General features: G+C 63.3%; 25 protein-coding genes. 14 read left to right on the forward strand and 11 right to left on the reverse strand.

Annotation, left to right across the window (positions count from 1 at the left end; translation table 11 throughout):
* Positions 1 to 6 precede the first annotated feature (6 nt).
* The 3 genes from RPS27_RS22850 to RPS27_RS22860 form a co-directional block, all read right to left on the reverse strand.
* The gene (locus RPS27_RS22850) at positions 7 to 1,383 is read right to left on the reverse strand and encodes a vWA domain-containing protein (RefSeq protein ID WP_259217425.1); all 1,377 of its coding nucleotides are present in this window, start codon (positions 1,381 to 1,383) and stop codon (positions 7 to 9) included.
* A gap of 5 nt (positions 1,384 to 1,388) precedes the next feature.
* Positions 1,389 to 2,336: an AAA family ATPase gene (locus RPS27_RS22855; RefSeq protein WP_027562443.1), complete on the reverse strand. Its 948-nt coding sequence runs from the start codon at positions 2,334 to 2,336 to the stop codon at positions 1,389 to 1,391.
* 145 nt (positions 2,337 to 2,481) lie between these two features.
* Complete coding sequence (locus RPS27_RS22860; RefSeq protein WP_194403530.1) at positions 2,482 to 2,682, reverse strand: hypothetical protein; 201 nt, start codon at positions 2,680 to 2,682, stop codon at positions 2,482 to 2,484.
* 225 nt (positions 2,683 to 2,907) lie between these two features.
* On the opposite strand from RPS27_RS22860, the gene RPS27_RS22865 reads away from it, so the two are divergent.
* Complete coding sequence (locus tag RPS27_RS22865; protein WP_313754474.1) at positions 2,908 to 3,882, forward strand: quinone oxidoreductase; 975 nt, start codon at positions 2,908 to 2,910, stop codon at positions 3,880 to 3,882.
* A 38-nt stretch (positions 3,883 to 3,920) separates the two neighbouring features.
* On the opposite strand, the gene RPS27_RS22870 is transcribed toward RPS27_RS22865, so the two are convergent.
* Positions 3,921 to 4,196 (reverse strand): hypothetical protein, encoded by a 276-nt coding sequence (locus tag RPS27_RS22870; protein ID WP_194403528.1) that lies wholly within the window; start codon positions 4,194 to 4,196, stop codon positions 3,921 to 3,923.
* Positions 4,197 to 4,295: 99 nt separating this feature from the next.
* Positions 4,296 to 4,904 (reverse strand): helix-turn-helix transcriptional regulator, encoded by a 609-nt coding sequence (locus RPS27_RS22875; RefSeq protein WP_028156659.1) that lies wholly within the window; start codon positions 4,902 to 4,904, stop codon positions 4,296 to 4,298.
* A 166-nt stretch (positions 4,905 to 5,070) separates the two neighbouring features.
* On the opposite strand from RPS27_RS22875, the gene RPS27_RS22880 reads away from it, so the two are divergent.
* Both RPS27_RS22880 and RPS27_RS22885 read left to right on the forward strand, forming a co-directional pair.
* Complete coding sequence (locus RPS27_RS22880) at positions 5,071 to 5,601, forward strand: GcrA family cell cycle regulator (RefSeq protein WP_313754475.1); 531 nt, start codon at positions 5,071 to 5,073, stop codon at positions 5,599 to 5,601.
* 48 nt (positions 5,602 to 5,649) lie between these two features.
* Entirely contained in the window at positions 5,650 to 6,225 is a 576-nt protein-coding gene (locus RPS27_RS22885; protein WP_313754476.1) for a hypothetical protein, read from the forward strand.
* 46 nt (positions 6,226 to 6,271) lie between these two features.
* On the opposite strand, the gene RPS27_RS22890 is transcribed toward RPS27_RS22885, so the two are convergent.
* Complete coding sequence (locus tag RPS27_RS22890) at positions 6,272 to 6,628, reverse strand: hypothetical protein (RefSeq protein ID WP_259217428.1); 357 nt, start codon at positions 6,626 to 6,628, stop codon at positions 6,272 to 6,274.
* Positions 6,629 to 7,262: 634 nt separating this feature from the next.
* On the opposite strand from RPS27_RS22890, the gene RPS27_RS22895 reads away from it, so the two are divergent.
* Together RPS27_RS22895 and RPS27_RS22900 are read left to right on the forward strand one after the other, a co-directional pair.
* A complete protein-coding gene (locus RPS27_RS22895) occupies positions 7,263 to 7,448 on the forward strand; it encodes a hypothetical protein (protein WP_194403523.1) in 186 nt (61 codons plus the stop codon).
* A gap of 141 nt (positions 7,449 to 7,589) precedes the next feature.
* Positions 7,590 to 7,931, forward strand: a complete 342-nt coding sequence (locus tag RPS27_RS22900; RefSeq protein WP_094972645.1) for a phasin — start codon at positions 7,590 to 7,592, stop codon at positions 7,929 to 7,931.
* 176 nt (positions 7,932 to 8,107) lie between these two features.
* Here the strand turns inward: RPS27_RS22900 and RPS27_RS22905 are convergent, their stop codons facing one another.
* The 3 genes from RPS27_RS22905 to RPS27_RS22915 form a co-directional block, all read right to left on the reverse strand.
* Positions 8,108 to 8,425, reverse strand: coding sequence for a c-type cytochrome (locus RPS27_RS22905; protein WP_194403522.1), 318 nt, complete (start codon positions 8,423 to 8,425; stop codon positions 8,108 to 8,110).
* A 290-nt stretch (positions 8,426 to 8,715) separates the two neighbouring features.
* Positions 8,716 to 9,546: an alpha/beta fold hydrolase gene (locus RPS27_RS22910; RefSeq protein WP_313754477.1), complete on the reverse strand. Its 831-nt coding sequence runs from the start codon at positions 9,544 to 9,546 to the stop codon at positions 8,716 to 8,718.
* A 153-nt stretch (positions 9,547 to 9,699) separates the two neighbouring features.
* Positions 9,700 to 11,496 (reverse strand): POTRA domain-containing protein, encoded by a 1,797-nt coding sequence (locus tag RPS27_RS22915; RefSeq protein WP_313754478.1) that lies wholly within the window; start codon positions 11,494 to 11,496, stop codon positions 9,700 to 9,702.
* A gap of 130 nt (positions 11,497 to 11,626) precedes the next feature.
* On the opposite strand from RPS27_RS22915, the gene RPS27_RS22920 reads away from it, so the two are divergent.
* Positions 11,627 to 12,853, forward strand: a complete 1,227-nt coding sequence (locus RPS27_RS22920) for a FecR family protein (RefSeq protein WP_313754479.1) — start codon at positions 11,627 to 11,629, stop codon at positions 12,851 to 12,853.
* A gap of 58 nt (positions 12,854 to 12,911) precedes the next feature.
* Positions 12,912 to 15,653 carry an EAL domain-containing protein gene (locus RPS27_RS22925; protein ID WP_313754480.1) on the forward strand — a complete coding sequence of 914 codons (2,742 nt, stop codon included), beginning with the start codon at positions 12,912 to 12,914 and terminating at the stop codon, positions 15,651 to 15,653.
* A 16-nt stretch (positions 15,654 to 15,669) separates the two neighbouring features.
* Here RPS27_RS22925 and RPS27_RS22930 read toward each other — a convergent pair whose 3' ends face one another.
* Complete coding sequence (locus tag RPS27_RS22930; protein WP_194403508.1) at positions 15,670 to 15,930, reverse strand: hypothetical protein; 261 nt, start codon at positions 15,928 to 15,930, stop codon at positions 15,670 to 15,672.
* Between the two features lie 252 nt (positions 15,931 to 16,182).
* On the opposite strand from RPS27_RS22930, the gene rocF reads away from it, so the two are divergent.
* The 6 genes from rocF to RPS27_RS22960 all read left to right on the forward strand — a co-directional run bounded on the left by rocF (position 16,183) and on the right by RPS27_RS22960 (position 19,588).
* The gene (gene rocF / locus RPS27_RS22935) at positions 16,183 to 17,160 is read left to right on the forward strand and encodes an arginase (protein ID WP_313754481.1); all 978 of its coding nucleotides are present in this window, start codon (positions 16,183 to 16,185) and stop codon (positions 17,158 to 17,160) included.
* Positions 17,161 to 17,589: 429 nt separating this feature from the next.
* Positions 17,590 to 17,982: a response regulator gene (locus tag RPS27_RS22940; protein WP_313754482.1), complete on the forward strand. Its 393-nt coding sequence runs from the start codon at positions 17,590 to 17,592 to the stop codon at positions 17,980 to 17,982.
* Between the two features lie 179 nt (positions 17,983 to 18,161).
* Positions 18,162 to 18,479 (forward strand): PilZ domain-containing protein, encoded by a 318-nt coding sequence (locus tag RPS27_RS22945; protein WP_194403505.1) that lies wholly within the window; start codon positions 18,162 to 18,164, stop codon positions 18,477 to 18,479.
* 255 nt (positions 18,480 to 18,734) lie between these two features.
* Complete coding sequence (locus tag RPS27_RS22950; RefSeq protein WP_313754483.1) at positions 18,735 to 19,073, forward strand: hypothetical protein; 339 nt, start codon at positions 18,735 to 18,737, stop codon at positions 19,071 to 19,073.
* Positions 19,074 to 19,253: 180 nt separating this feature from the next.
* Positions 19,254 to 19,460 carry a hypothetical protein gene (locus RPS27_RS22955; protein WP_313754484.1) on the forward strand — a complete coding sequence of 69 codons (207 nt, stop codon included), beginning with the start codon at positions 19,254 to 19,256 and terminating at the stop codon, positions 19,458 to 19,460.
* A gap of 5 nt (positions 19,461 to 19,465) precedes the next feature.
* Positions 19,466 to 19,588 carry a hypothetical protein gene (locus RPS27_RS22960; protein ID WP_259217439.1) on the forward strand — a complete coding sequence of 41 codons (123 nt, stop codon included), beginning with the start codon at positions 19,466 to 19,468 and terminating at the stop codon, positions 19,586 to 19,588.
* A gap of 39 nt (positions 19,589 to 19,627) precedes the next feature.
* On the opposite strand, the gene RPS27_RS22965 is transcribed toward RPS27_RS22960, so the two are convergent.
* Positions 19,628 to 19,972 (reverse strand): nuclear transport factor 2 family protein, encoded by a 345-nt coding sequence (locus tag RPS27_RS22965; RefSeq protein WP_249157526.1) that lies wholly within the window; start codon positions 19,970 to 19,972, stop codon positions 19,628 to 19,630.
* A gap of 65 nt (positions 19,973 to 20,037) precedes the next feature.
* Between RPS27_RS22965 and RPS27_RS22970 the strand changes: the two genes are divergently transcribed.
* Positions 20,038 to 23,379 (forward strand): LuxR C-terminal-related transcriptional regulator, encoded by a 3,342-nt coding sequence (locus RPS27_RS22970; RefSeq protein WP_313754485.1) that lies wholly within the window; start codon positions 20,038 to 20,040, stop codon positions 23,377 to 23,379.
* Positions 23,380 to 23,423 lie beyond the last annotated feature (44 nt).

Raw genomic sequence — 23,423 nt, forward strand, 5'->3', positions numbered from 1 at the left:
CGAGACCTACTGATAGGTTGCCACGATATCCGACACGGCGCGCTCGAGCTGTTGCGCGGTGGCGCACTGGCGCACGACGGTACAGAAGGTCGCATAGCGTGGCATCTCGGAATCGCCGAAGCCCCAGGCAAGCCGTCCTTCGGGATTGAGCCAGACCAGCCGCTTCGAGCGCTCTGAGATGCGGCGCAGGATGTCGGCGCGCGGATCGAGATTGTTGCTGCGGGCGTCGCCGAGCACGATCACCGTCGTCCGCGGCGTCAGCGCGCTCATGAAATCCTTCTCGAAATCGACCAGCGACGAGCCGTAGTCCGACGAGCCGAAGCCGACTTTGGACATGATCTCGGCCATCGCCTCTTCCGGCGCTTTCGCCTCCAGGATGTCGCTGACCTCGATCAGATGCGAGGAGAAGGCGAAGGAGCGGACGTCATCCACCACTTCGTGCAAGGAGTGGATCAGAAGCAGGAAGAAATCGGACACTTGCGCGACCGAGCCGGAGACGTCGCAGAGCGCTACGATCTTCGGGCGGTCGCGGTGCTTGCGCTTCCACGCCGTGAGGAAGGGCACGCCGCCCCACGCTGCGTTACGGCGCAACGTGCGGCGGACATCGAGATGGCCGCGGCGCTGGCGCTTGCGCGGCTTGGAATAGCGCTCGCGCAGGCGGCGCGCGATCTGGCGGATGAGGGCGCGCATCTCGGCGATCTGGCGCCGCTCGATGCGGGCAAGCGGCGCGTTGCGCAGGATCTCGTTGCGGAGGTTTTCGGCCTCCTCGCGGGCATAGAGCGCAAGCCCCTGCGAGACCGTATCGCGCACCGCCTCGCGCAGGGCGTCGAGGGCGGTACGCAGTCGCTCGGCCAGCGCCGGATTGGTCGCGGTCAGCTCGTCGAGATCGTCGCGCAGGCGCTGCAGGCCCATGGCGTCGAGGATGCGGCTGGAGAAGATGCCGCGCTGAGTGGAGTAGCGGATGTCGGACAGGGAGGCCGTACCGGAGGCGCTGGCAATGGCGGCCGCGATCGCATTGCGGTCCTGCGACAGCAGCATCTGCGCAAGCGGACCCAAATCCTCGGGAGATTGACCTTCGCCCGGCTCGCTGGCCGAGCTGGAGGAGGGCGACTGATCTGCGTCCTGCGACGCGCCGTCGTCGGGCGTCTCGGGCTGATCCTGCCGCGGCTCAGGCTGGCTGAAGAAGAGGTCAAAACAGTCGCCGAGCGCGAGCTTCTCGTCCTGCGATTTGGCGAGCGTCAGAAGCAGAGCGTCGCGCAGCACGGCACGGTCGGAGATGCCGACTTGCGCGACTGCGCGCATCGCATCGATGCTTTCGGCAGGCGAAACGTGGACGCCGACGCCCCGCGCCGCCCGAAAGAAACGATGGAGGTTCTCGCGCATCGGCGTCAACCGAAGACGTTGGACCGTGCCGCCTTGGCAATGAAGGTCGTCACCTGCGGCGATGCGGCCTCGATGTCGGCTTCGTATTTCAGGAGCACGTTGAGGGTGTCCTTGACGATATCGGTGTCGAGTTCCGTGGCCTGCAGCAGCACCAGGACGCGCGCCCAGTCGATGGTCTCGCTGACAGAAGGCAGCTTCTTCAGATCCAGCGAGCGGATCTCGTGGATGAAGCCGACCATCTGCCGGCGCAGGGCCTGCGAGATGCCGGGCACGCGGCTTTCGACGATGCGCTCCTCGAGCCGTTGCTCGGGGAAGCCGATATGCAGATGCAGGCAGCGCCGCTTCAGGGCGTCACCGAGATCGCGCTCGCTGTTGGAGGTGAGGATGACGGTCGGCGGCGTGATGGCCGAGACGGTGCCGAGCTCGGGGATCGTGACCTGGAAGTCGGACAGGATCTCCAGCAGCAGCGATTCGAATTCCGCGTCAGACTTGTCGATCTCGTCGATCAGGAGCACGCAGCCGCCCGGCTGCTCCAGCGCCTGGAGCAGGGGACGCGGCTCGACGAATTCCTTGGAGAAGAACACGTCGCCAAAATCGTGGAGCTGGTCGAGCGCGGCATGCAGCGTCTGCGCACCGCCTAGGACTTCGCCGAGCTTGTCCTTGAGGATCTGCGTGTAGAGAAGCTGCTTGGCGTATTTCCACTCGTACAGCGCCTTGGCCTCGTCGAGGCCTTCGTAGCATTGCAGGCGGATCATCTTCATGCCGCGCCAGGCGGCGATCGCCTTGGCGAGCTCGGTCTTGCCGACGCCCGCGGGGCCCTCGACTAGGATCGGCTTCTCGATCTGCTGCGACAAATAGACGGCGGTCGCGATCTGCCGGCTCGCGATATAGCCCTGCGCGGCGAGGCCGCTCTCCACTGCCTCGATCGAGGTCGAGGCCTTCTGATCAGCCACGAAAGGGCGCTCCCAAAGGTCTTGCTTGGGGCTTGTTCTGCCTGCGTTCCCGGCAAAGAACAAGCCTCGTTTGGGAGACATCAGACCCGCATGAGCGGCGTTTTTTCCGCTGAACGCAAATAGTTGAGCGGTTCGCCGCTCGCGATCAGTGCCGCAGCACTTCCGGCTTGCGGATGGTCTGTCTGACCTCGGCGCCGCAATCGGCGCATTCATAGACAAAGTCGATCTTGGCAAGGCTCCAATGCGGCTCGACCTCGCGCACATACATCGGCAGGAAACCCATGCAGGTGGGACAATTCACGGGCGCGATTTCGACGTCCTGATGATGCTGTACATAAGCTGGCATCTCGGCTTTCCTTCGCAGGCGACCACCAAACCCCGCGCAGAAGCTACTGCCAGTCGCCTCAGGCGCGTCATCAACTCTTTCGAACGGAGCTGGAACGGCCGAGGTTTGTCGCTCGCTGTGACATTCTTGTTACGTCACTGTACTGTAACAGGCGGACCGAATGCCTATTTCTGCGGCCAATCCGGTTTTTTCGGATCCTCACCCAACGATAAGGGAGCAACGCCCATGACGCATGCCATTCGTTTTCACAAGACCGGCGGTCCGGAAGTCTTGGTCTGGGAGGAGGTCAGCGTCGACAAGCCGGGGCCGGGCGAGGCGCGCATCCGCCACACCGCGGTCGGCCTCAACTTCGTCGACATCTACAACCGATCGGGCCTGTACCCGGCGCAACTGCCGAGCGGGCTCGGCAGCGAGGCGGCCGGAATCGTCGAGGAGGTCGGACCCGGTGTCACCGATCTGAAGCCCGGCGATCGCGTCGCCTACGGCGCCTCGCCGCTCGGGGCCTATTCCGAGGCGCGGCTGATCCCTGCGGACCGTTTGCTGAAGCTGCCTGATGGCGTCGACGACAAGACCGCTGCGGCGATGATGCTCAAAGGGCTCACCACGCAATATCTGATCCGGCAGACCTATCGGGTGAAGGCCGGTGACACCATCCTGCTGCATGCGGCAGCCGGCGGCGTCGGCCTGATCCTGAGCCAGTGGGCCAAGCACCTCGGCGCGACCGTGATCGGCACCGTCAGCAACGACGAGAAGGCCAAGCTTGCCAAGGCGCATGGCTGCGATCACGTCATCATCTATACCCGCGAGGATTTCGTGAAGCGGGTCGACGAGATCACGGGCGGCAAAAAGGTCCCGGTGGTCTATGATTCCGTCGGCAAGGACACGTTCCTGAAATCGCTGGATTGCCTCGCGCCGCTCGGCGTCGCCGCGCTGTTCGGTCAGTCCTCCGGCGCGGTCGAGCCGCTCAATCTCGGCCTGCTGGCTCAGAAGGGCTCGCTCTACGTCACCCGCCCGACGCTGTTCACCTACGCCGCCAAGCGTGAAAACCTCGTTGCGATGGCAGGCGAGCTGTTCGACGTCGTCAAGTCCGGTGCGGTCAAGATCGAGGTGCACCAGACCTATCCGCTGAAGGACGCCGCCAAGGCGCATGCCGATCTCGCCGCGCGCAAGACCACGGGATCGACCGTGCTGACGGTGTAATGTCCGGCCGGACGTGGCGCAGGCGATCGCGCCCTGCGTCACGTCCGTTCGTGCTTGCGCAGGTCCCGTATGTGATCGAGGCGGGTTGCCTGCAGGTCGATATCTTCGGGCGGGATCTGGGGCAGGGCGGCCTCGCTCAGGATGGCCTCGGTGACGTCTTCGACGATATTTTCCGCGATCTCGTGGATGAACGAGACGTTCTGGTATTCACCCGAGGCGATGCGGGAGACGACCTCCCGTCTGGTGATCTCGGGATCGACGACGGCCTCGCGGCCGCGTCGTCCGTAGTCGATCATCACGACGAAATACTGCATGAAAACGGCCCTGCCACGTCCCAGCACCGGGATCGCGGCAGAGTATTTCCGAAAATCGGAATCAAGTCAACAGGAATTTCCGAATAACGGAAATCGACGTCACTTGCTCTTCTTGCGGGGGCGTGCCGACTTGGCGCGGAGCCGCTCGAGCTGCCCTTTGGGCATCGACAGGCAGATCTCCCCCACCCACTCCAGCTTGACGCCGACGATCGGCTTGGCATTGAAGCTGGTGAGATTGACGACTGACGGACTTTTCCCCCGCTCGATGGTCTTCAAATAACGCTCGCCGGTCTTGAGGCGGACCACGGCCTCCTCGCCGTAGAAGCTCGACAGCGGATGACGCTGGTCCTTGTAGACCACGATCACGTCACCGCTCTCGTATTTGGGCAGCATCGAATCGCCGACGATCTCGAATGCGACGGTCTCTTCCATGATCGGGAAGGGCAGCGCTATGTCGCCAAGCCCTTCCGGCGGAACCTGCTCGTAATCCGGCTCGATCACGGCGCCGGCACCGACCCGGCCCATGATCGGCGCGAGATTGAGTTCGAGATATTCCATGATCGGAATGATCTCCGAAGCCTTCACCAGACGTTCGCCGCCGAGGATCTCCGAGACCGCGCCGGGCCGCACGCCCATGGCCGCCGCCAGGCCGCCCTTGCTCTTGCCCGTCTTCTCCAGGCCCCGCTCGATCATTGCAACGTCCAACATGATGATTCCCTCGATTGCGCACCGTCCTGCCTCTTGTAATCCGAAATTCGGAATTGATGCAATTATGAATATCAGAATTATTGCTTGACTTGGTCTTCGGAATACCGGAATGTGTGTTTCGCCTCCTGGTCGTTCGATGAGAGGAGGCTGATCACAGGACAGCAATATGGAACCGGGCCATTGGCCGTCGGAGCATTCCGACGCGCTTCGCGACTATTTTCGCATGGGCATGTCTTATGCGGAGATCGGCAGACAGATTAACGCAAGGTTTGGAACGGCTTACACACGCAATGCGGTGATCGGCCGCGCCAAGCGGCTGGGGCTCGTCGTACCAGAATGGATTTCTAGTCCTTCGGTCGCGCCGTATTTGCCGGGTGAGGCTCCGGTTTCGCCGCGCCGCGCGGTGTTGCCGAACCTGAATTTGCCGCCGAAGTCCGCAATGAAGCCGGCGGCGCCTATCAAGTTGCGCTGCGTCGGCGTTCAGCCGCGCCTGATCCAGCTGGTCGAACTCGAGCCCGTCGACTGCCGCTATCCCTATGGCGGCGACAAGGACGGGGAGGAGATCGCCTTTTGCGGTCATCCCTGCCGGCCGGGCTCCAGCTATTGCGCGCCGCATGCGCGCCTGACGCGCCGCTCTGGTGCCGCGTCCGCCCGTGCCCCCGGTCCCGTCGTGCTGAGGCTGGTCTCTGCGGCCTGACCTTCGTGCCACCCAGTTCAGTCGTCAATTTCGCAAAGGAGTATCCGAGTGGCTCGTGCCCGACGCAACAAGTCCTACACATTGGCGCAGATCTACGACCGGCGATCCCGCGATGTCCCGTTCAACGCCGAAGTGGCGGAGGTCGAGGTCGACAATCCGCTGGCGCTCGATTCCGGCGAGAAGATCTTGGCCATCCGGTCGATCCGTGGCGATCCCTTGGGGCGGCTGCACGCACATCATCAGATCGACGAAGCGCAATACCGCGGTGGGCGAGCCTTCCAGAACGATTGGGAGCGGGCGGAGCGGGGGCCTCAGGCGGTGGATCCGACGAGGGAATATGTCGATGGCGCGCGTACGCGCGAGCCTGTCACCGACAGCCAGCGCCAGGCGGTGCTGCGGTTGAACCGGATCGAGCGCGAACTCGGCACGGACGGCGCCGCGCTGGTGCATGACGTGCTGGTGCTGGGCCTGACCATGGACCAGATCGGCGCGCGTCGCGCCGTCCGAACCCAGCGCTGGAACGATTATTTTGCGCGGCGTTTTCGCGAATGTCTGGACCGGCTGGCGCTGATCTACGGCTTTGCGACGGAAACGGGGGCACAACGGGCGCAGCGGCGCAGTTGAAGACGTCACGCCGGCGGCCTCGGCTGCCGGCGTGCCAGTCGGCTGCTTATGGATGCGGCACGATCTGGTAAGGCGTCGTGTACGGTTCGACGCGCAGCGAGGCGTTGGCCAGAAGCCCGATCTTGGCGGTCGGCGCCTGCTGCAATTCGCCGTTCGGGCCGCGATGCACGTTGTATTGCCAGACCGTGAGATCGCCCTTCTGCGCCAGCGCGTGCGCAACCGCGCTCGCATCATTGCCGCCGAGCCCCTTAAGCTCCTCCGCCGATAATCCGACGACGATTTCGTCCTTGATGGTGATGATCTTGAACAGGTTCATCTTGGTCTCCTGGGCCCATGCGCCTTGTATTGAGAGGGTGAAAAGCGCGACCGCGGCGCCCTTGATGAGATCGCAGCGAGAAAGCATGCCGTCGTCCTTTGGTGCTGACGCGCGCCCGAATCGAAGAGTCTTCAGCCATGGCGCCCGGTGTCTGCGTGGCCGTGTCGCAACGGCTTGGTCGCCCGCTCATGGACAATGGTTCATGGGCGGACACATATCCGGGCCGACGAGCGACGACCGCGCACAGATCGGGACGCTGGAGATCAGCTTGCGAGATCGATCTTGATTTCGTCGCTGTTACAACCGCCGGGGCCGGACTCAACAAATGCGTGTATGCTCCAGAAGAAGTCATGCGCAGCCAATGTCCGTTCATGTCGGAAACAAGCAGAAACGTTGTGCCAATTGACAGCGGTCCGGGCAGTATGCGTGATTGATGCAGCTTGTTGACGCAGGTGGGTGACGGCGGTCGATATTCCTGTTATCCGGAATTGCCGTGGTGCGATGCAGACGAAGCATCACTACATCCATTGTTGGACTTGCCGGACGGGTTGTTCCTTGGCATAGTTGCAACCAGATGGTTGAGCCGGTTGTTGGACATGTTGTTCAGCGTGCCAGCCGGCCGGGGCCACCCGGCCGAGAGTTCGTCGCCATAGGTCCTGTTGCGGCGGCGGCGTTCGGTTCTTGGCGGATTGCAAAAGCCGATGCTTGTCATAGGTGCGAGATGAAGAACCTCGGTTTCGCGGCTGAATTGCAGCTCAAGCTCGGCGCGCCCACAAGCGGCACGGTCGAAAGTCTGCGCCTGCTCCGCGCGTTCCTGAAGCTCGCGCCGCGACAGCGTTTCGAGGTCATCAAGCTGGTCGAAGACCTCGCCACCGAAGAAGCCCTTCCCGAACACCCCTTGTCCTGAGCCCGGCCGCGCGCCGGCCTGATGCTGTCTCTTCGCCTCCCGCCGTAGCCGGACCGCCGGCGAGGTTTTCCCCGCGGCTGACCGCTGGAAGGCGGTCCAGCAAGTGTGGTATTCAGTAGGGAAAGCGGGAGGAGTGCGACCATGATCGAACCGAAGCTCGAAGTTCCGGCCGAACTGCGCGACCTGGCCGAGAAGACGATTGACCAGGCGGAAAAAGCATTCGGCATGTTTTTCGAAGCGGCCACCAAGTCGATGTCGTCCGTTCCAGGCGCGGGGACGGAGGTGTCGAAGCAGGCCCTGGTTTTCACCGAGCAGAACATGAAGTCGGCGTTTGAGCATGCGCGCAAGCTGGTTCATGCCACCGACCTTCAGGAGGCGATGCGAATCCAGTCCGATTTCCTGCGCAGCCAGTTCACCAGTGCTGGAGATCACATGCGCCAGATGACCGGCAGTCTCATGCAACCGGGCAAGGGCAAGTCCTGATTCTCGCGCCTGTCCGCGGCGTACCCGCAAATCGAACTTGCGTGGCCGCGATCCGCATTTGCGATGCTGGGGCAGGTCCATGCGGACTGCCGGATGGCCTTGTTCGCCGTCCGGCGTCCCTTCTATGGTCCCTGTCGGTCCTCCGGCAGGGATTTTTATGTGCGGCCGATGTCGTGCTAGCGCAGCGATGCGATGTAGGCCGCGATGTCGCCCGCCTCGGTGCGGCTCAAGGGGAAATTCGGCATCTTCGGGTGCGGATCGAGCAGGAAGAAGGCAAGCCTCTCCGGGCTGAAGTCTGCCTTGCGCGCGACAGAGACAAAGGAGGGGACGTCGGCGCTCGCCTGGGTTTGGCCGTTCGCGACGACATGGCAGCTTGCGCACCAGCGCTTGGCGAGGTCGGCACCGTGATTGGCATCGGCTGCGAGCGCAGACGATGTGCCGACGCTGGAGGTTACGGCAAGCAGCAGGCAGATTCGTCTCAAATGCTGGTGCATAGGGTAACCTTCATGCATTCGTTGGCGTCCGCCGTGCCTATCCGCAGCACGATCCGGGAAACTGTGAGAGATCAATGCGGGCGATGATCGACCGGAGCAGCTTGCGGACCGAGCGATAGAGATGCCGTACGAATGCCGGCATTCTCGCCGCGGGCAGGCCTAGGCTTCTTGCATCGAGGCCTTTCGTCTCAAGACTTTCGATAGAATGCGACACGTGTCTCTCCGAGGCCATAGGGTTCTTCTATCCCGTCGCCTCGGAGCCGCCTTGATCTGCCGCAAAGCGTTCCCGGCTAATAGTCGCCCGGATTCATGATCATCGGGCTTTTCGTATCGGCCGGCGCGAGCGCGCTGCTGGCGCTGTCGCGCAGGAAGCGATCGAGCGTCTCCTGGATCTTCTCCTTGACCGAGTTCGGGCCGCGATCGCTCATTTCCGTGTGCTGCGCGCCGGTGTGGACGATGTCGATGCCGCGCGCCTTGGCCTCCTCCGGCGTCGGCAGCACGCCTGGATCGGTCACGAAATGCGGGTCCTTCGACCGGAACGACAGGATCTTCATGCCGTCACTGACCACGAAAGGCACCCTGAGATTGTCGAGCGTGATCACTTTCGACACCAGCTCCGGGTGCTGATGGGCGACATACATGGAGACATCGCCGCCGTTGGAGTGGCCGACGAGGGTGATGTGGTCGTAATCAATGTTCTCCTGCTGCTTCTTCAGCTTATCCAGCACGAAGAGAATGTTGGCCTCGCAGCGGATATAGACGTCGCGCCGGCCGACATATTGCTGACCGACATGGGTCGTCAGCGGCGGGTCGCTCGGCAGGTCCTGCTGAATGCTGGCGACCAGATAGCCGCGCGCGGCAAGCACATTGGCGAGGAAGGAATATTCGGTTGCCTTGACGGTATTGCCGTTACTGATGACGGCGAGCGGGAGTTTCCAGAGGCCGAGATTGGCCTTGGTCTCGTAATCGCGCCGTACCGCCAGGTCGACCGAAATCGGCCGCTGCCGCGAGGCGTCGAACAGCGCCAACGTCTCATGGCGGATCGCGAACCGGCTGACGAGGAGATATTCCCCGACGCCGAGGACGCAGAGAAACGCCAGGATTGCAAACACCTTCTTCATGGCTTGGTCTCAAATCACGTTCCGCTGAACATGGTCATTGGGAACTCCCGGATCGAGCGACCGTGATCAGGTTACGGGATTAAATTTAGGCAACTCTGTGAGCAAGGCTGCACTAGCCGTTTGCCGGGGCGACGTGCGCAAACGACCGGCCGGCTAGAGACAGCCCGACCTGCCGCGTTCGGGGCAGAGCCGGAATGCGCTCGACAGTGTGAACAGGAACCGGGCGCTGCGGCGCTCGTTGTCCGGCGCCCGATAGCTCAACGGCACGGCCACGCCGAGATCGGCCAGGAGATCGTCTGGCAGGAAGAAGCGTACACCGGCTCCGGCCGATGTCAGCGACAGGCCGTCGCTCAAACGGTAGCCGTCGTTCCAGACGGCGCCGGCGTCGCCAAAGGCATAGAGCTGATAGCCGGTCCAGTAGCGGAAATTGAGCTTCTGGTCGAAGCGCAGTTCGAGCGAGCCGGCAAGGCCGTTGTCGCCGCTGATCTCGGCTGCACCATAACCCCGGCCGAAGGCCGCGCCGCCGAGATAGAATTGCTGCGAGGTGAACAGCGGCCGCGACGCTGTCTGGCTCGCCGCCGCCAGCTTGAGCGACCAGGCGTCGTTGAGTGTCTGGTAGCGCGTGAACCAGAGGTTCAGCACCGAGAAGTTCGAGGAGGCGCCGTCGCGCGACAGCAGATCGTCGCCGAAATGCGAGGCACCGAAGACGTCGAGGCCCTGACGGTAGGTCAGCGTCGCGAAATTGGTGCCGCCGAAGTGATCCTGCAGCCTGTAGTCGGCAGTCAGGCTCGCGGTCCTGATGTGGTCGTTGTACCAGGAGCCATAAAGGTCGTGCTCGGACACATTGCTGAAGGTCGTCGCCGCAGTCAGCGTGAGCGTAGAGGATTGTGATTGCAGCGGAACGATGCTGGCCCGCAGCTCGAAGGCCTCGGTCGTCGTGATGTCGCTGTCGAGGCGACGGGCATCGCCCGGTCGGACCGCGCTGTACAGAGCGGAAGCGCCGAGGCGTATGCCGTCGACGCCGACGGGTGCGTCATAGGACAGCCGCGCAAAGCCGAGCTCGCGAGGATCGTTGGCAATCGTCGACAGGTTGACGGCCAGCGTGTCTCCGGGCGTGAGGTAGGAGTTGAACGCGCCAGTGGCGTAGGTCTGCCACGGGCCCACAGAGGACGATCCGAGATTGTCCAGGCCGAACGAGGAGAAGACGTGCCAGGTCTTCAAATAGACGGTGAGACGGAAGCGGCCGGACCCGCTGCCGATCTCTTCCAGCGCGCTGTCGGCGATCCGGACGCCCGGCCTGCCATTGATGAGGAAGAGCTGGCGCTCGAGTGTCGGGAGGCGCGACGGCTGCTCGGCGAGAACCGGCCCGAGCATCGGCCTGACGCCGAACTGGTCGGCGCCGTCGCCTTTCAGCTCGACCTGCACGATGGAACCTTCGATCACCTGGATCCGGACCCGGCCGTCGGCAATGTCCTGCGGCGGCACGATCGCCCGGCTCAGATGGAAGCCGTCGGCGCGGTAGAGATCGCTGATCGCGCCGGCGATCCCGGCGAGATCCGCCTGCGAGACATTCTTGCCGAGATAGGGTTGATAGACTGCGGCAATGCGATCGTGGGAGACGGCGTGGGCACCGCCGACGTGCACGCCACGCAGGACGAATTGCGGCTTGGTATCGCCGCCGGTGTTGGTCTGGCCAACCGTCGGCAGGCTGACCGGCGGGCGGTTCAGCGTTTCCCGTTCGGTTTGGTTTTCAAAGTATTTCTCGGGCTGGCGCGGATCGAAGCCCGGCTGGTTCGCCTGTTGTGCCAACGCCGGCGAAATTCCGGCGAGGATGGGCACCAACAGGGTCAGCGCGGTGGCCAGATGCCGCTTTCCAATGCACCCAGCGAAGCTTTCCCCGTAGTTCGACGGAGAAATTGCCCTGCGACGGTAAGGGATCATTAGGCGCATGATTTTTCATAGTTTTTTATGGTCAATGATTGGTTAATCCGGCCGCTTCGCTGGTCGCTTCCCGCTAATTCTATCTTGAGTGATTTCGGATACCCCTCAGGCTTGGCTGTAACGCGGACTGAGGGTCGTCATGCTCGGCAGAGTTGGAATGCGGTGTGCCTTCGTGGCGGCGCTAGCGCTTGGAACGGCTTCCGGCGCGTTCGCTGCGGAGGATGGCGTCTGGTCGATCAGCAAGGCCACCGGAGAGGTGTGGGTCGCTGCCGACGGCGCGCAACAGGTCTCGCTGAACCAGGACGAGACGCTCAAGCCTGGCAATACCATCCGCACCGGCCGCAATGGCCGGGTGCTGCTCGTCCGCGGCGAGGAAACGATCCTGATCTCTCCCAACTCGGTGGTCGGCTTGCCGGCCGAGAAGAAGGAGGGGCTTTCGACCACGATCATCCAGCAGGCGGGGCAGATCCTGCTCGAAGTCGAGAAGCGCAACGTCAAGCATTTCGAGGTCGAGACGCCCTATCTCGCCGCCGTGGTCAAGGGAACGAAGTTCAGCGTCACCGTGGGTGCCGGCAGCACCAAGGTCGGCGTGCTCCGCGGTCAGGTCGAGGTCGCCGACTTCAGGACGGGGCAGATTGCCCAGGTCATGAAGGGGCAAGCGGCCACCGTCTCCGAGCACGGCACGGCCGGGATCAGCCTCAGCGGTGCAGGGGCGTTCAACCCGATCGAGCACGGCAAGCCGCGCGCTCCTTCGATCGAGCGCATTCCCGTGCCGAAATCAGGCCTGACGGCGCCGCGCAATGCCGCGAACGGCCGTGCAATCCATGCGCTCGGTCCGATCGACAAGGGGACCAAGCCAGCCGCTGCTTCGAAGCAGACGCATCAGGCGGCAGGGCATCACGGTGCCAAGGCCGGCGTCGTGCGCATTTCGAGCTCGCTCGGCGAGGTCAAGCTGAACGTCCACAAGGTGACGCGCGGGCTCGCCCATGGCGTCGATGCTCCCGGTCAGCTGCGCCGGGCGAACGCCAACGCCGGGACCGAGACGGTCTGGAACGACAGTAAGGCCAGTACGAGCGCGTCCTACAGCGGCGCCCTAACGACGGTGACGACCGGCAATCCGGCAGCTTCTGTCAGCAACGGCGCGTCGAACCCGGGCGCTGCGGTCGCCGCAGCTGCGGCCAATAACGGCAATGCCGGCGGCAACGGCAATTCCGGCAATGGCAACAGCGGGAATGGCAATGGCGGCAACAACGGCAATGGCAACAATGGCGCCACCGGCAACGGCAGGGGCAACAACGGCAATGGCAACGGCAATGGCGGCGGCAACGGCAGCAATGGCCATGGCGTCGCCCACGGCCGACATTGAGGACATTTACTAGGGGATGAGGGGCGCACCTGCAGAAGCGGGGCGTGGGGTGGATCGGGTGAAACGCTATCGGCCGCACATTCTCGTCATGATCGCGCTTGCGATCGTGCTGTCCACGGGATGGCATGGTGCGCTTCGCAACGCGCTGACCGATCTACGGTTCGCCTGGCAATCACGTGAGGCCAGCGGCAAGGTCGTGGTGGTCGCCATCGACGCACCCTCCATCGATCAGATCGGCGTGTGGCCCTGGCCGCGCCGGCTTCACGCAGACCTGCTGCGCCGGCTTGAAGCTGCGGGCGCGAGCGACATCGCCTTCGATGTCGACTTCAGTTCGCCATCGGACCCGGCGTCCGACGAGGCTTTCGTTAGGGCGCTTCGCGATGTCGGCGGCTCGACCATCCTGCCGTCCTTCAAGCAGCCGACGCCGAACGGTGGCCCGGCCCACGTCAATCGCCCCCTGAAGCCGTTCAGCAACCAGTCCTGGCCCGCGATGGTGAACGTCGCAGTCGAATCCGACGGACTGGTGCGCCGCTATCCGGTCGGCGAGAAGATCGGCGATACCCTGATGCCCTCGATGGCCGTCGTGCTGGCCGGGCAAGATGCCAACCGGCGGCCGCCCTTCCTGATCGATTTCAGCATCCGTGCAGCCTCCATTCCAACCATCTCTTACGTCGACGTGCTGCGCGGCGATCCCGTGGCTCTCGATAAGCTGAAAGGCAAGAAGGTCATCGTCGGCGCCACCGCGCTCGAGCTCGGTGACCGCTTCAGCGTTCCCAACGGCAAGATCGTCTCGGGGCCGGTGCTCCAGGCGCTGGCCGCGGAATCGATCCTGCAGGGCCGGATGCTGCGCTGGACGTCCGATATCGGGATGATAATCGCGCTGGGATTGATCTCCCTGCTGATGATGTATTCGTGGCGCCGCTTCGGGCCGGGAATTCGCGTTGCAGCGCTCGTCGCTTCCGGAGCAGCCATGGGATCGGCCGCGGTTCTCGTCCAGGCGAGATGGCCCCTCGTCATCGACACATCGCTGTTCCACATCGCGATCGTCGCCTACCTGACTGCAATTGCGCTGGACGAAATCGATTTCCGCGGTCTGCTGGGCCGCATCGCCGAGAGCCGCTTTCACCGCATCGCGATGTCGCTCGGCGACGGTCTCGTCTGCACCGACGAGGATCACCGGATCACGGTCTGGAATCCCGGCGCGAGCGCGATCTTTGGTTTCACGCCGGCCGAGATAATCGGCCGCCCGTTCGAAACGCTGTGCGCCGTGCCGGCGGACGGCAACACGGGACCCTCCATGCACGACGCCGCGCGCCAGGCGCTGCTCGTTCCAGGCGGAGCGGTCGTCGTCGAGTTCGAGGGCCGGCGCAAGAATGGCGAAACCTTCCCCGTCGAGGCCAGCTTCTCGGGCTGGCAGGGAACGGACGGCTTTCAATACGGCGCGATCCTGCGCGATATTTCGGTCCGCAAGCGCGAGGCCGAACGCGTCAAATATCTCGCCGAATATGACGCGCTGACCGGTCTTGCCAACCGCAACACGCTGCATGCCGGACTGGCCGGCATGATTGCGGATGCGGAGCGAGAGCCTCATGAGGTTGCCTTGCTCGTGATCGGGCTCGACGGCTTCCAGCGGATCAACGACATGCTTGGGCATTCGGCCGGTGACCGCGTGTTGCGGGCCGTGGCCGAGCGCCTCCGGATCGAAGTCGATGGCAAGGCGGTCGTTGCCCGGCTCGGCGGCGACGAATTCGCCATCGCGCTCGATTGCGCGGAGGCTGGTGAGCCGATCGCGGCGTTCGCCGAGCGGATCGCGCACGCGTTCGAAACGCCGCTTGCGACGGGCACGCGGCAGCACCGCGTCAGGATCAGCATCGGAGTTGCCGTCTATCCTGAAGGCGGACACAAGGCCGACGATCTCCTGAGCAACGGCCATCTCGCGCTGAGCCGTGCCAAGGCGACGCGGCGGGGCGGCCATGTGCTGTTCGAGGCTGCGATCAGGCAGGAGCTGGAGAACCGGCTGACGCTGGAGAGCGAGCTGGCGCTTGCCGCGGATCGCGGTGAGTTCGAGCTGTTCTACCAGCCCCAGGTTCGCCTGATCGACGGCAGCCTTGTCGGCGCCGAAGCGCTCATCCGTTGGCGGCATCCGGTGCGCGGCTATGTCTCTCCTGGAGAGTTCATGCCGGTGGTCAACACCTCGGCACTCTCGGAGCGGATCGCGAACTGGGTGATGGTGACCGCGTGCCGTCAGGCGCGTGACTGGGAGCTGTCGGGTAACGGCGTGCGTGTCGCGATCAACCTCTCGCCCTCGCAGCTTCAGTCCGGCGATCTCGCCCATTCGGTTCAGGCATTGCTCGAGGCCACGGGGCTGACGCCGTCATTGCTCGAGATCGAGGTCACCGAAGACATTCTGCTCAATGACGAAAGCCGCGTGCTCGACATGTTCAAGCGGATCCAGCAACTGGGTGTCCGCGTCCTGTTCGACGATTTCGGCACCGGTTATGCGAGCCTGAGCTATCTGAAGAAGTTTCCGCTCGACGGCCTCAAGATCGACCGGTCGTTCGTGTTCGGCCTGCTCGCCAATTCCGACGATGCCGCGATCGTCGGCTCGACCATCGGCCTCAGCAAGCAGCTCGGCCTCACGGTCGTGGCTGAAGGCATCGAAGACCGGGCAACCGCCGACTTCCTGGTCAGCATGGGATGTGAGGAAGGGCAGGGCTATTTCTTCGGACGCCCGATGCCTGCCTCAGAACTCGAGAAGCAGTTCCTGGCCGCTGAGCTCGAGGCTGTCAGCGCGGCCTGAGTAACGTCGCTGGCTCCTATCGCCGCCGCGCGACTGCGACACCAAACAAGAATGCGACGAACAGGCTGGCGAGCGGCGCCTCGCGCGTGACCGCTGCGACCGTCGCAAGCGCTCCGCCCGGCTTGCGCGATTCCTCGATCGTGGAGGTGAGGCGATCGACGGTCGCATGCAGGCCTCCCGCGACTTCACCGATCGTGCGAGAGACATCCGCCGCCGTATCGATGGCGCGCTCGGCCATGCCGGGTTGGGACGTGGACTGCGGTATCTCCGTGCTCACCTACGCGACCTCCAAACCTTGATGGCGGAGGCCGGCACCTTTGGCTATCCGCGCGAGCGCTTGTTTTGAACAGCGGGTCTGGCGACCTTTGGCTATCCGCGACAGGCGCCGTCATGTAACGGCGGGTGCCGGCCTTGGATGAGCAATGCAGCGCGGGGGCTTTTGTTCCTCCCCGAAGCGAAGCGCCCCCGTGAAACGACGGGTGCGAATCTCTGTTAGGCTCGCTTCATCTTGTGACTTGAGGAGGCCGCCGTGACCGATCGGACCATGACGGATCGAGCCAGGCGCATCGCTTTGCTGGGCGCCCCCATCGACATGGGGGCATCGCAGCGTGGCACCTTGATGGGCCCCGCGGCGCTGCGGACCGCAGGCCTTGCGACACTGCTCGAAAGCCTGGATTTCGAGGTCGTCGATTACGGCGATGTTTCTGCAGGCGAGATCCGGGACCTCGCCGACAGGCCTCCGGAAAGAGCCAATCACTACCGCGAGATCCAGCGCTGGACACGCGCCCTCAGTCGCAAGGGCCATGAGATCGCGAAGACGGGCGCGCTACCGATCTTTCTCGGCGGCGATCACACGCTGTCCATGGGATCGGTCAACGCCATGGCGCGTCATTGGCAGGAGCATGGACGGGAGCTGTTCGTGCTCTGGCTCGATGCCCATGCCGATTACAACACGCCGGAGACGACGATCACCGCGAACATGCACGGCATGTCGGCCGCGTTCCTGTGCGGCGAACCCGGCCTCGACGGCCTGCTCGGTGACGATCCGCGCGCCTCGATCCAGCCGGACAGGCTCGATCTGTTCGGCGCACGTTCGATCGACAAGCTCGAAAAGGAGCTGATGCGCGCGCGCCGGATCAGGGTGGTCGACATGCGCCAGATCGACGAGTTCGGCGTCGCCGTGTTGATCCGGCGCGTCATCGAACGGGTCAAGGCGAGCAATGGCGTGCTGCATGTCAGCTTCGACGTCGACTTCCTCGATCCATGCGTCGCGCCGGGCGTCGGCACCACGGTGCCGGGTGGCGCGACCTATCGCGAGGCCCACCTGATCATGGAGCTGCTGCACGATTCCGGCGTGGTCGGGTCGGTCGACATCGTCGAGCTCAATCCCTTCCTGGATGAGCGCGGCCGGACGGCGCGCACGGCCGTCGAGCTGATCGGCAGCCTGTTCGGCCAGCAGATCGTCGACCGAACGACGCCGAGCAACGCGATCGCGCCGGGCGAGTGAAGCGGTGGGTGGCAGCGTTAGGAGAACGCAAGGCCGTCGGACTGAATGAGCAGCGTTTGGTTCCCTCGGCAATGCCTGTCAGACCGGGAGACTGGACTCGCAACTTTGAACCGCCCTACAATGCGTCGGGAAAAAGTGGCAGGGCCGTTCCGGCGGATGTTGGAATTCAGAGCTTACATCATCGATGAAGAGGGCCACGTGACCGGCCGTATCGACCTGGTTTGCGAAGACGAGGAGACTGCGCGTCATCGTGCCCAGCAACTTGTTGATGGTCACAGTGTGGAGCTGTGGCACAGCGACCGTAAGATTGATCGGTTTGATCCCCCTCCACGCCAATGACAGGGCACGACGCCGCATCTTCTTCCAGCGGAACTTTTGTCCACTTGTGAACTTAGCACTCGCTGCCGTAATGCAGCCGGAGTGGGGAAAGTGCAGAACGCTTCATTGCTTACTCTGGTGGTCGAGGACGATCTCCTGATCCAGGACCTGGTTGCCGGTGCCCTTCAGGAAGGTGGATTTGAGGCCGCGGTTGTCGCCTCAGGTGAGGAAGCAATCACGCTCCTCAAAGAGGACCCTGCAAAATACCGAGCGCTGCTGACCGACATCCATTTGAAGGGCAAGCTGACGGGCTGGGACGTCGCAAAGACCTCCCGAGAGCTCAATCCGGAGATGCCCGTGGTCTACATGACAGGCGCTGCAGCCAACGAGTGGCCCTCTCATGGCGTGCCGAACAGCATTCTCCTGAACAAGCCCTTTGCGCCAGCGCAGGTTGTTACGGCCATATCGAACCTGCTCAACCAGATGCCTCCGCCCCAAGAGTAATGCGCCGAGGAGAGGTGTTTCTGGCGGACCAACCCACGGTCGAACCCCTTCCGTCAGCTTGAAGGTGCAGTGTGCGCTGCACAGCAACTTCTGATTTGCAGCATCAGCTTGGACCTTTCACCAACCGTCAAGGTCCTGCGCTTAGCTTCTGGTTTGCTCCTGCGGTCTACAGGTCGTTCATGAGTGAAGCACAAGAACAGGACGGGAAGCGCGTTACCTTCGAGCGCCCCATAGAGGCTCGCCTCATGGCCATCGACGGCACGTGGCAACGTCCCTGCAAGATCCACGACGTATCTGAAACCAGCGCGAAGCTCGTGATCGACGGCTCGATTACGGACATCGGTCAAAAAGAATTCTTCCTGGTGCTGTCAGCAACCGGGCTCGCCTATCGACACTGCGAACTCTCCTGGGTGAACGGCGAGTTTGTCGGCGTCCAATTCATCAATAGAGGACGGGCAGCAAAGCGAGCACGACGCGGCGAAACCCTGGTGGCGTGAGATAAGTGTTCTCGCCCCTCTGTGTGCCTTAGATGGAGCAGTGAGTTCTCGCGCTCGAAATCGGACTGGAACCTTCCTGCAATTGCCAAGTTTTCCCGGTGCCCTTCCCCAAGGGCGACCCCGAATGGCCCCAGCTCCGATGCCCCCACATTCCAGCGAGCTGGGGCCTCTTTTTCCCGAGACCGGGCGGCGACGCGGCCGGACCTTGCCGACGCGTCATCGTTCCGGAACGCAGGCGCGATATAGGCGGACACCATGAAATGGATGCTTGTGGTCCTGGTGGGCGGCGTCGCGCCGGTCAATACCGATCTCGTCTTCGACAAGTTCGCCGATTGCCTGTCGGCCGAAGCGCAGATGCGACAGCATTACTCTGATGCGTTCGATGCCTGGGATCGTTTGGCCGCAGCGAGAATAGACCGGCGTAGCGACTACAAGAAGGCCCGCGACCTCGAGGCGAAGAGATTGCTGAGCAACGTCGGCACCTGTGTGCCGCATGGCGGGGGAGATTCCGTTGCGCCGACGGAGCCGCCCAAGCCGACCGCCGCGCCGTCGCAGCAACCTGCCGCGCCATCGCAGCCGGCACCGCGACCTTAGCGAAACGCCGCGCTTCATCGAACAAGGCCGCGCTCATGGAGCGCGGCTGCATCCGGGATGCGAAGCGCTGACCTGTGGTGATGTCGATCCGTTCGACTAAAGACAACCGGGAAAAACTGGAAACTTCCGGGACGCCTTGAGTTGGCAGCGATGGATCAGTTGCCCTGGAGAGCAAGCACCGTGGACGACGCCGTCTTGAAGAACGCTGCCGAGACCGCCTGGACGATGTACCGGGCACGGCATCCCGATGTCGATTTGTTCGACAACCGACGATGCCTGCTGGAACGCCATTTGCTCAGGAGAAAGGAAGAGTACGAGAGCGATGCCGGAGAACTCGCCAGCCTTGGCATAGCCTACCTCAACCGGCTTCCGGGCGAGGAATGTTGACGAGCATGAAACTGCTCGTCGCGCGCCTGGCCGGTGGAAGCACAAGGCCGATCTGGACGCTGCTCGCGATCTCCTGCCTCATCGCGGCGGTGATCGTGAGCGCCTTGCGCGTCGTCTTCGAGAATTAGTGGACGCAGCACAGATTGCCGGTCCGATTGCGCCCCACGCTAGGGCAAGGGACGACAGTCCACGACCTTGATCCTGCCGGAGGGGTCAAACGCCAAGGCCGCGCTCATGACACCCGCACTGGTGGCGTAGGAGATCACGGTTCTATCGTCGGACGGATTGAGGTCGTCCAGCGTGCCCGCCGGATATTTTCGGAGATGATCGGTCCAATAGGCACGAAGGGCTGCGCGGCCGGTAACCGTCTGGACGCCGCTGCAGCCGCAATGCACCACGGCATCGTCGGCATGAAGGTCCAGGATCGCATCGACATCGCCGGCGCGATAGGCGTCTAGCCAGTCCACCGCAACGGCCATGGGGTCAAAGGAGTAAGGGGTCACCGCTGCCATCCAAAATTTGTCTTGGGAACTAAATCGATTGGACTTATTTTATTATCCGACCCGGCCACGGCCATATGCCGAAGGACATAGAGGACCGGGCCGAGGCAAAGTCGATGTTGGACGCGTCCGCAAGGCAAGGGATCTCTAAGCCGATCCGGCTTGTGCTCGTCGATAGGCAACCGATCGTTCTGCAGGGACTGAAGTCGGTCCTCGGGACACAGAAGGATTTCGATGTCGTCGCGTCGATCGGCGACGGGGCAAGCTGCCTGGAAGCCATCAGGAGCTTGTCGCCCGACGTGGCCCTGATTGCCGATACCCTGTCGGACCTGACAGCAGCCGACATCCTCGCGATCGCCAAAGCCGAGAAGTTTTCCACCCGCCTGGTGTTCTTTACCGAATCCGACAATCAAGATCTGACCGCAGCGATTGCCGCCGGCGCCTGCAGCGCAATTTCGAAATATGCCGCTCCCGGCGCCATGCTGCGGTCGCTGCGGCTGATGGCCAAGAGCGGATTGTCGCTCGAGCAGGCTGATCTCGCGCCCACCGGCCAGGAGGCTGATGGCCCCGGCAGAATCGAGAAGATGCTGGAGCTATTGACGCCCCGGGAACGTCAGATCGTCCGGCTGGTCTCGGAAGGGATGTCGAACAAGGAGATCGCGCGCCGGCTCGACGTTTCCCAGGGAACGGTCAAAGTCCATTTGCACAACATCTTCCAGAAGCTGGAGATCACCAACCGAACGGTGCTTGCGACCATCTCATGGTTGCAGCGCACTTCCGGTTTCGCCGCGCTCGCTCTGGCCTTTCTGGCGTTCGCAATTTTGGACGAGCTCAAGGCGTCCGAAGCGAACGACGATTTTGCGCATGACGAGGGCCACGGTCAGAGCGACGAACACGCCGGCCATGAGGTCTGGAAAAAAGCCATCCTTGCGCATCTCGTCATCTCGAAATCCGGGGAGGCGCCTGCACTCACCGAAAAGGACTTGCTGGCCAAGGCAAGCCAAGCCGCGACGCCGACGGCGGCAATGGAAGCACTGCGCGCCGTTGAACAACTCCTGGGCTCGAAGGTGTGGAAAGAGGGCGGTTCTGTCGGATCGGGCACGCCAGGCCTTGCTGCGCTTTTGCCAGGGGGAGCGAACGGCACGCCAACCGGCAGTGATCCCGACTCAGAAGATCATCTTCCGCGGTCTGCCTTCCATCCGGCGTCGATGCCCGCAGGCTATGGCACCTTCGCGGCTCTCGCCGCGGCATTGATCTACGAACTGAGCGATTCTCAGCACGGCGCGCAGGCGCGTGAGCTGGATCCGGCTTCGATCGACAGCTTGCTGGCCGGCATCGGCGAGACTGCGACGACCAAGCTCGCCGCGATCACGCATGTCGACGCCAATCACGCAGCGAACTTGCACGCAGCGAACTCGGCTTTGGATATCCTTCCGCTCGATTTCGGCCAGGCTGCCGGCTTTGCGACCGGAAGCAATGACGTCCCGCAACAAGACGTTCGCGGGCAGGGTGGCCCGGACGCCGCGAGCCACAGCGGTCCGAAAATTGACGGCGCGCTGGATCCTGGTCCCGTTTCCGGTGCCCGCGGAGATGGCCTCGACCAATTGACGGGTGGCAATGTCGAGAACGTCGTTCATCGCAGCGCGATCGATTCCAAATCCGGCTCTTCCGATCCCGTCCTGGATCCCGCGTCAGGGCCGAACAGGATCAATCTTGCAGCTTTCGGGGCGCTCGCTTGTCTGCATCTGACGGCCGCGGTCAAATCGATCCCGCCACATACCCTTGCCTGGATCTACGATCCCGCAACCAATCAAACGATCGTCTATGTGAATCCGACCGATCGGGTGCTCGATGTCGGGGATCGCGGCCTGCTGGAAGTCCATCTGCAGGGAATTGTATCTGTCGCGCATGCGGATGCCGTTCACAACTCGGATGGCGCAGCTGTCGCGGTCACCCTGGAGCAGCTCGAACACGCGCTGATATCGGTGGCCGCAATCGATGAGACTGATGTGAGTGCGAGCAGCGGCCGCGCGAGCGAGAGTTCGCCGGGGACCGCCGGCGTTTGGAGCGCTTCGGCCGATGACGGCTTGAGCTTCCAATTCGCGCACTTTCGGACGAACTCCGGGACGCCGGCAAAGTCCAGCGCCGTCACGCGCGACACGGCGGACAGGACGGAAGAGAGCGCCGGTGCGTCCGGCGGGTCGGCCTACGGATCATCAAACCCGTCCGATCATGGTGGGACGACGCCAGTCGAAAATCTCTCCTCGAAGAGCATGCCTGCGAACGCGAACACCGGTGCTCCGCAGAACGAGATCGTCCCACCGGGCCTCACGACGGCCGACAGCACCGGCCATGGCAACTCTGATCATGCTTCCGACCAGGGGCAGGCAAACGCTGCCGAGATGGCCGAAGCCGAGTCGCATTCCAGCAGCGGCGTCGGAAACGACAACGAGCAGCATTCGCAGGCTGCGGCGAGTTCGCCAAATGCAGCGAAGACGGCGGAGTCCGGCGGTGCCGAGCAAAGCAATTCGGGCCACTCGGCTTCGAGCAAAGGAGCAGAAGCAGGCGAGGGCGTCGCAATTGGTGGCAGCACGGAGCACGGCCACGAGCAGCACGCTGTGAAGCCGGGCCCCGCGAAGGCGGCAGCCACCGAGATGGCAGAAACTAAGCCCGAGCCGGATGGCGACGCCGGCCATGACAATGAACACCATTCGCAGGCTGCGGACGGGCCGCCAGGGACAAAGACGGCAGAGTCCGGCGGGGCCGAACACAGCCATCCTGTTCACTCGGCTTCAGCCAAAGGAGCGGAAGCAGGCGACAGCGACCCAGCTCCTGGTAACACCGACCACGGCCCCTCACTGCACGCCGTAGAGTCAGGGTCCGCGAAGGCAGCCGCGGAGATGACCGACGCCAAGTCCAAGCCGGGCAGCGGCGCCACTCATGCCGATGAGCATTCATCCGAGGTGTCCGACCCTGCGTCACCGCCAGGGAAGACGGCAGGACCGCCTGCCACCGAGCACGGCAAGCCGGAGCACGATTTGCCTCCGGGCTCACCAAACGCAGCGCCCGGCATTGTCGAACCAAGTCTTGCAAGCGGCGATAACGCCGCAGGAGGAAATCCGCACCAGCCTCCGCAATCTCCTGCACCTGAAGCCCAGCCGGAAAAATCTGGATTCGCGAGCAGCGGCGCGGGTCATGAGCTGGTGTTTCGCTTCGATAGCGGGGCAGCTGCTTCCGCGCTCGCCCCGGCCATCGAACTGAAAGAACCTGGTGCGACCCATGCGACGCCCGGCGAGAAAGACGCGCCTCAGATGATCGCCGAAATCGTCCCCGTCGCGCTGGACGAGCACGCTGCCAATCACGGCGTGAATGGTCCGCATCACGGCGTTGGACCTGCGTCCCATGACTGGCTGATCTGAAGCGGGCCCTCTTCATTGCCGGGCGGACGCGCGACGACGGACCG

This window comes from Bradyrhizobium sp. WYCCWR 12699 (genome assembly GCF_032144035.1).
Classification (GTDB): Bacteria; Pseudomonadota; Alphaproteobacteria; order Rhizobiales; family Xanthobacteraceae; genus Bradyrhizobium.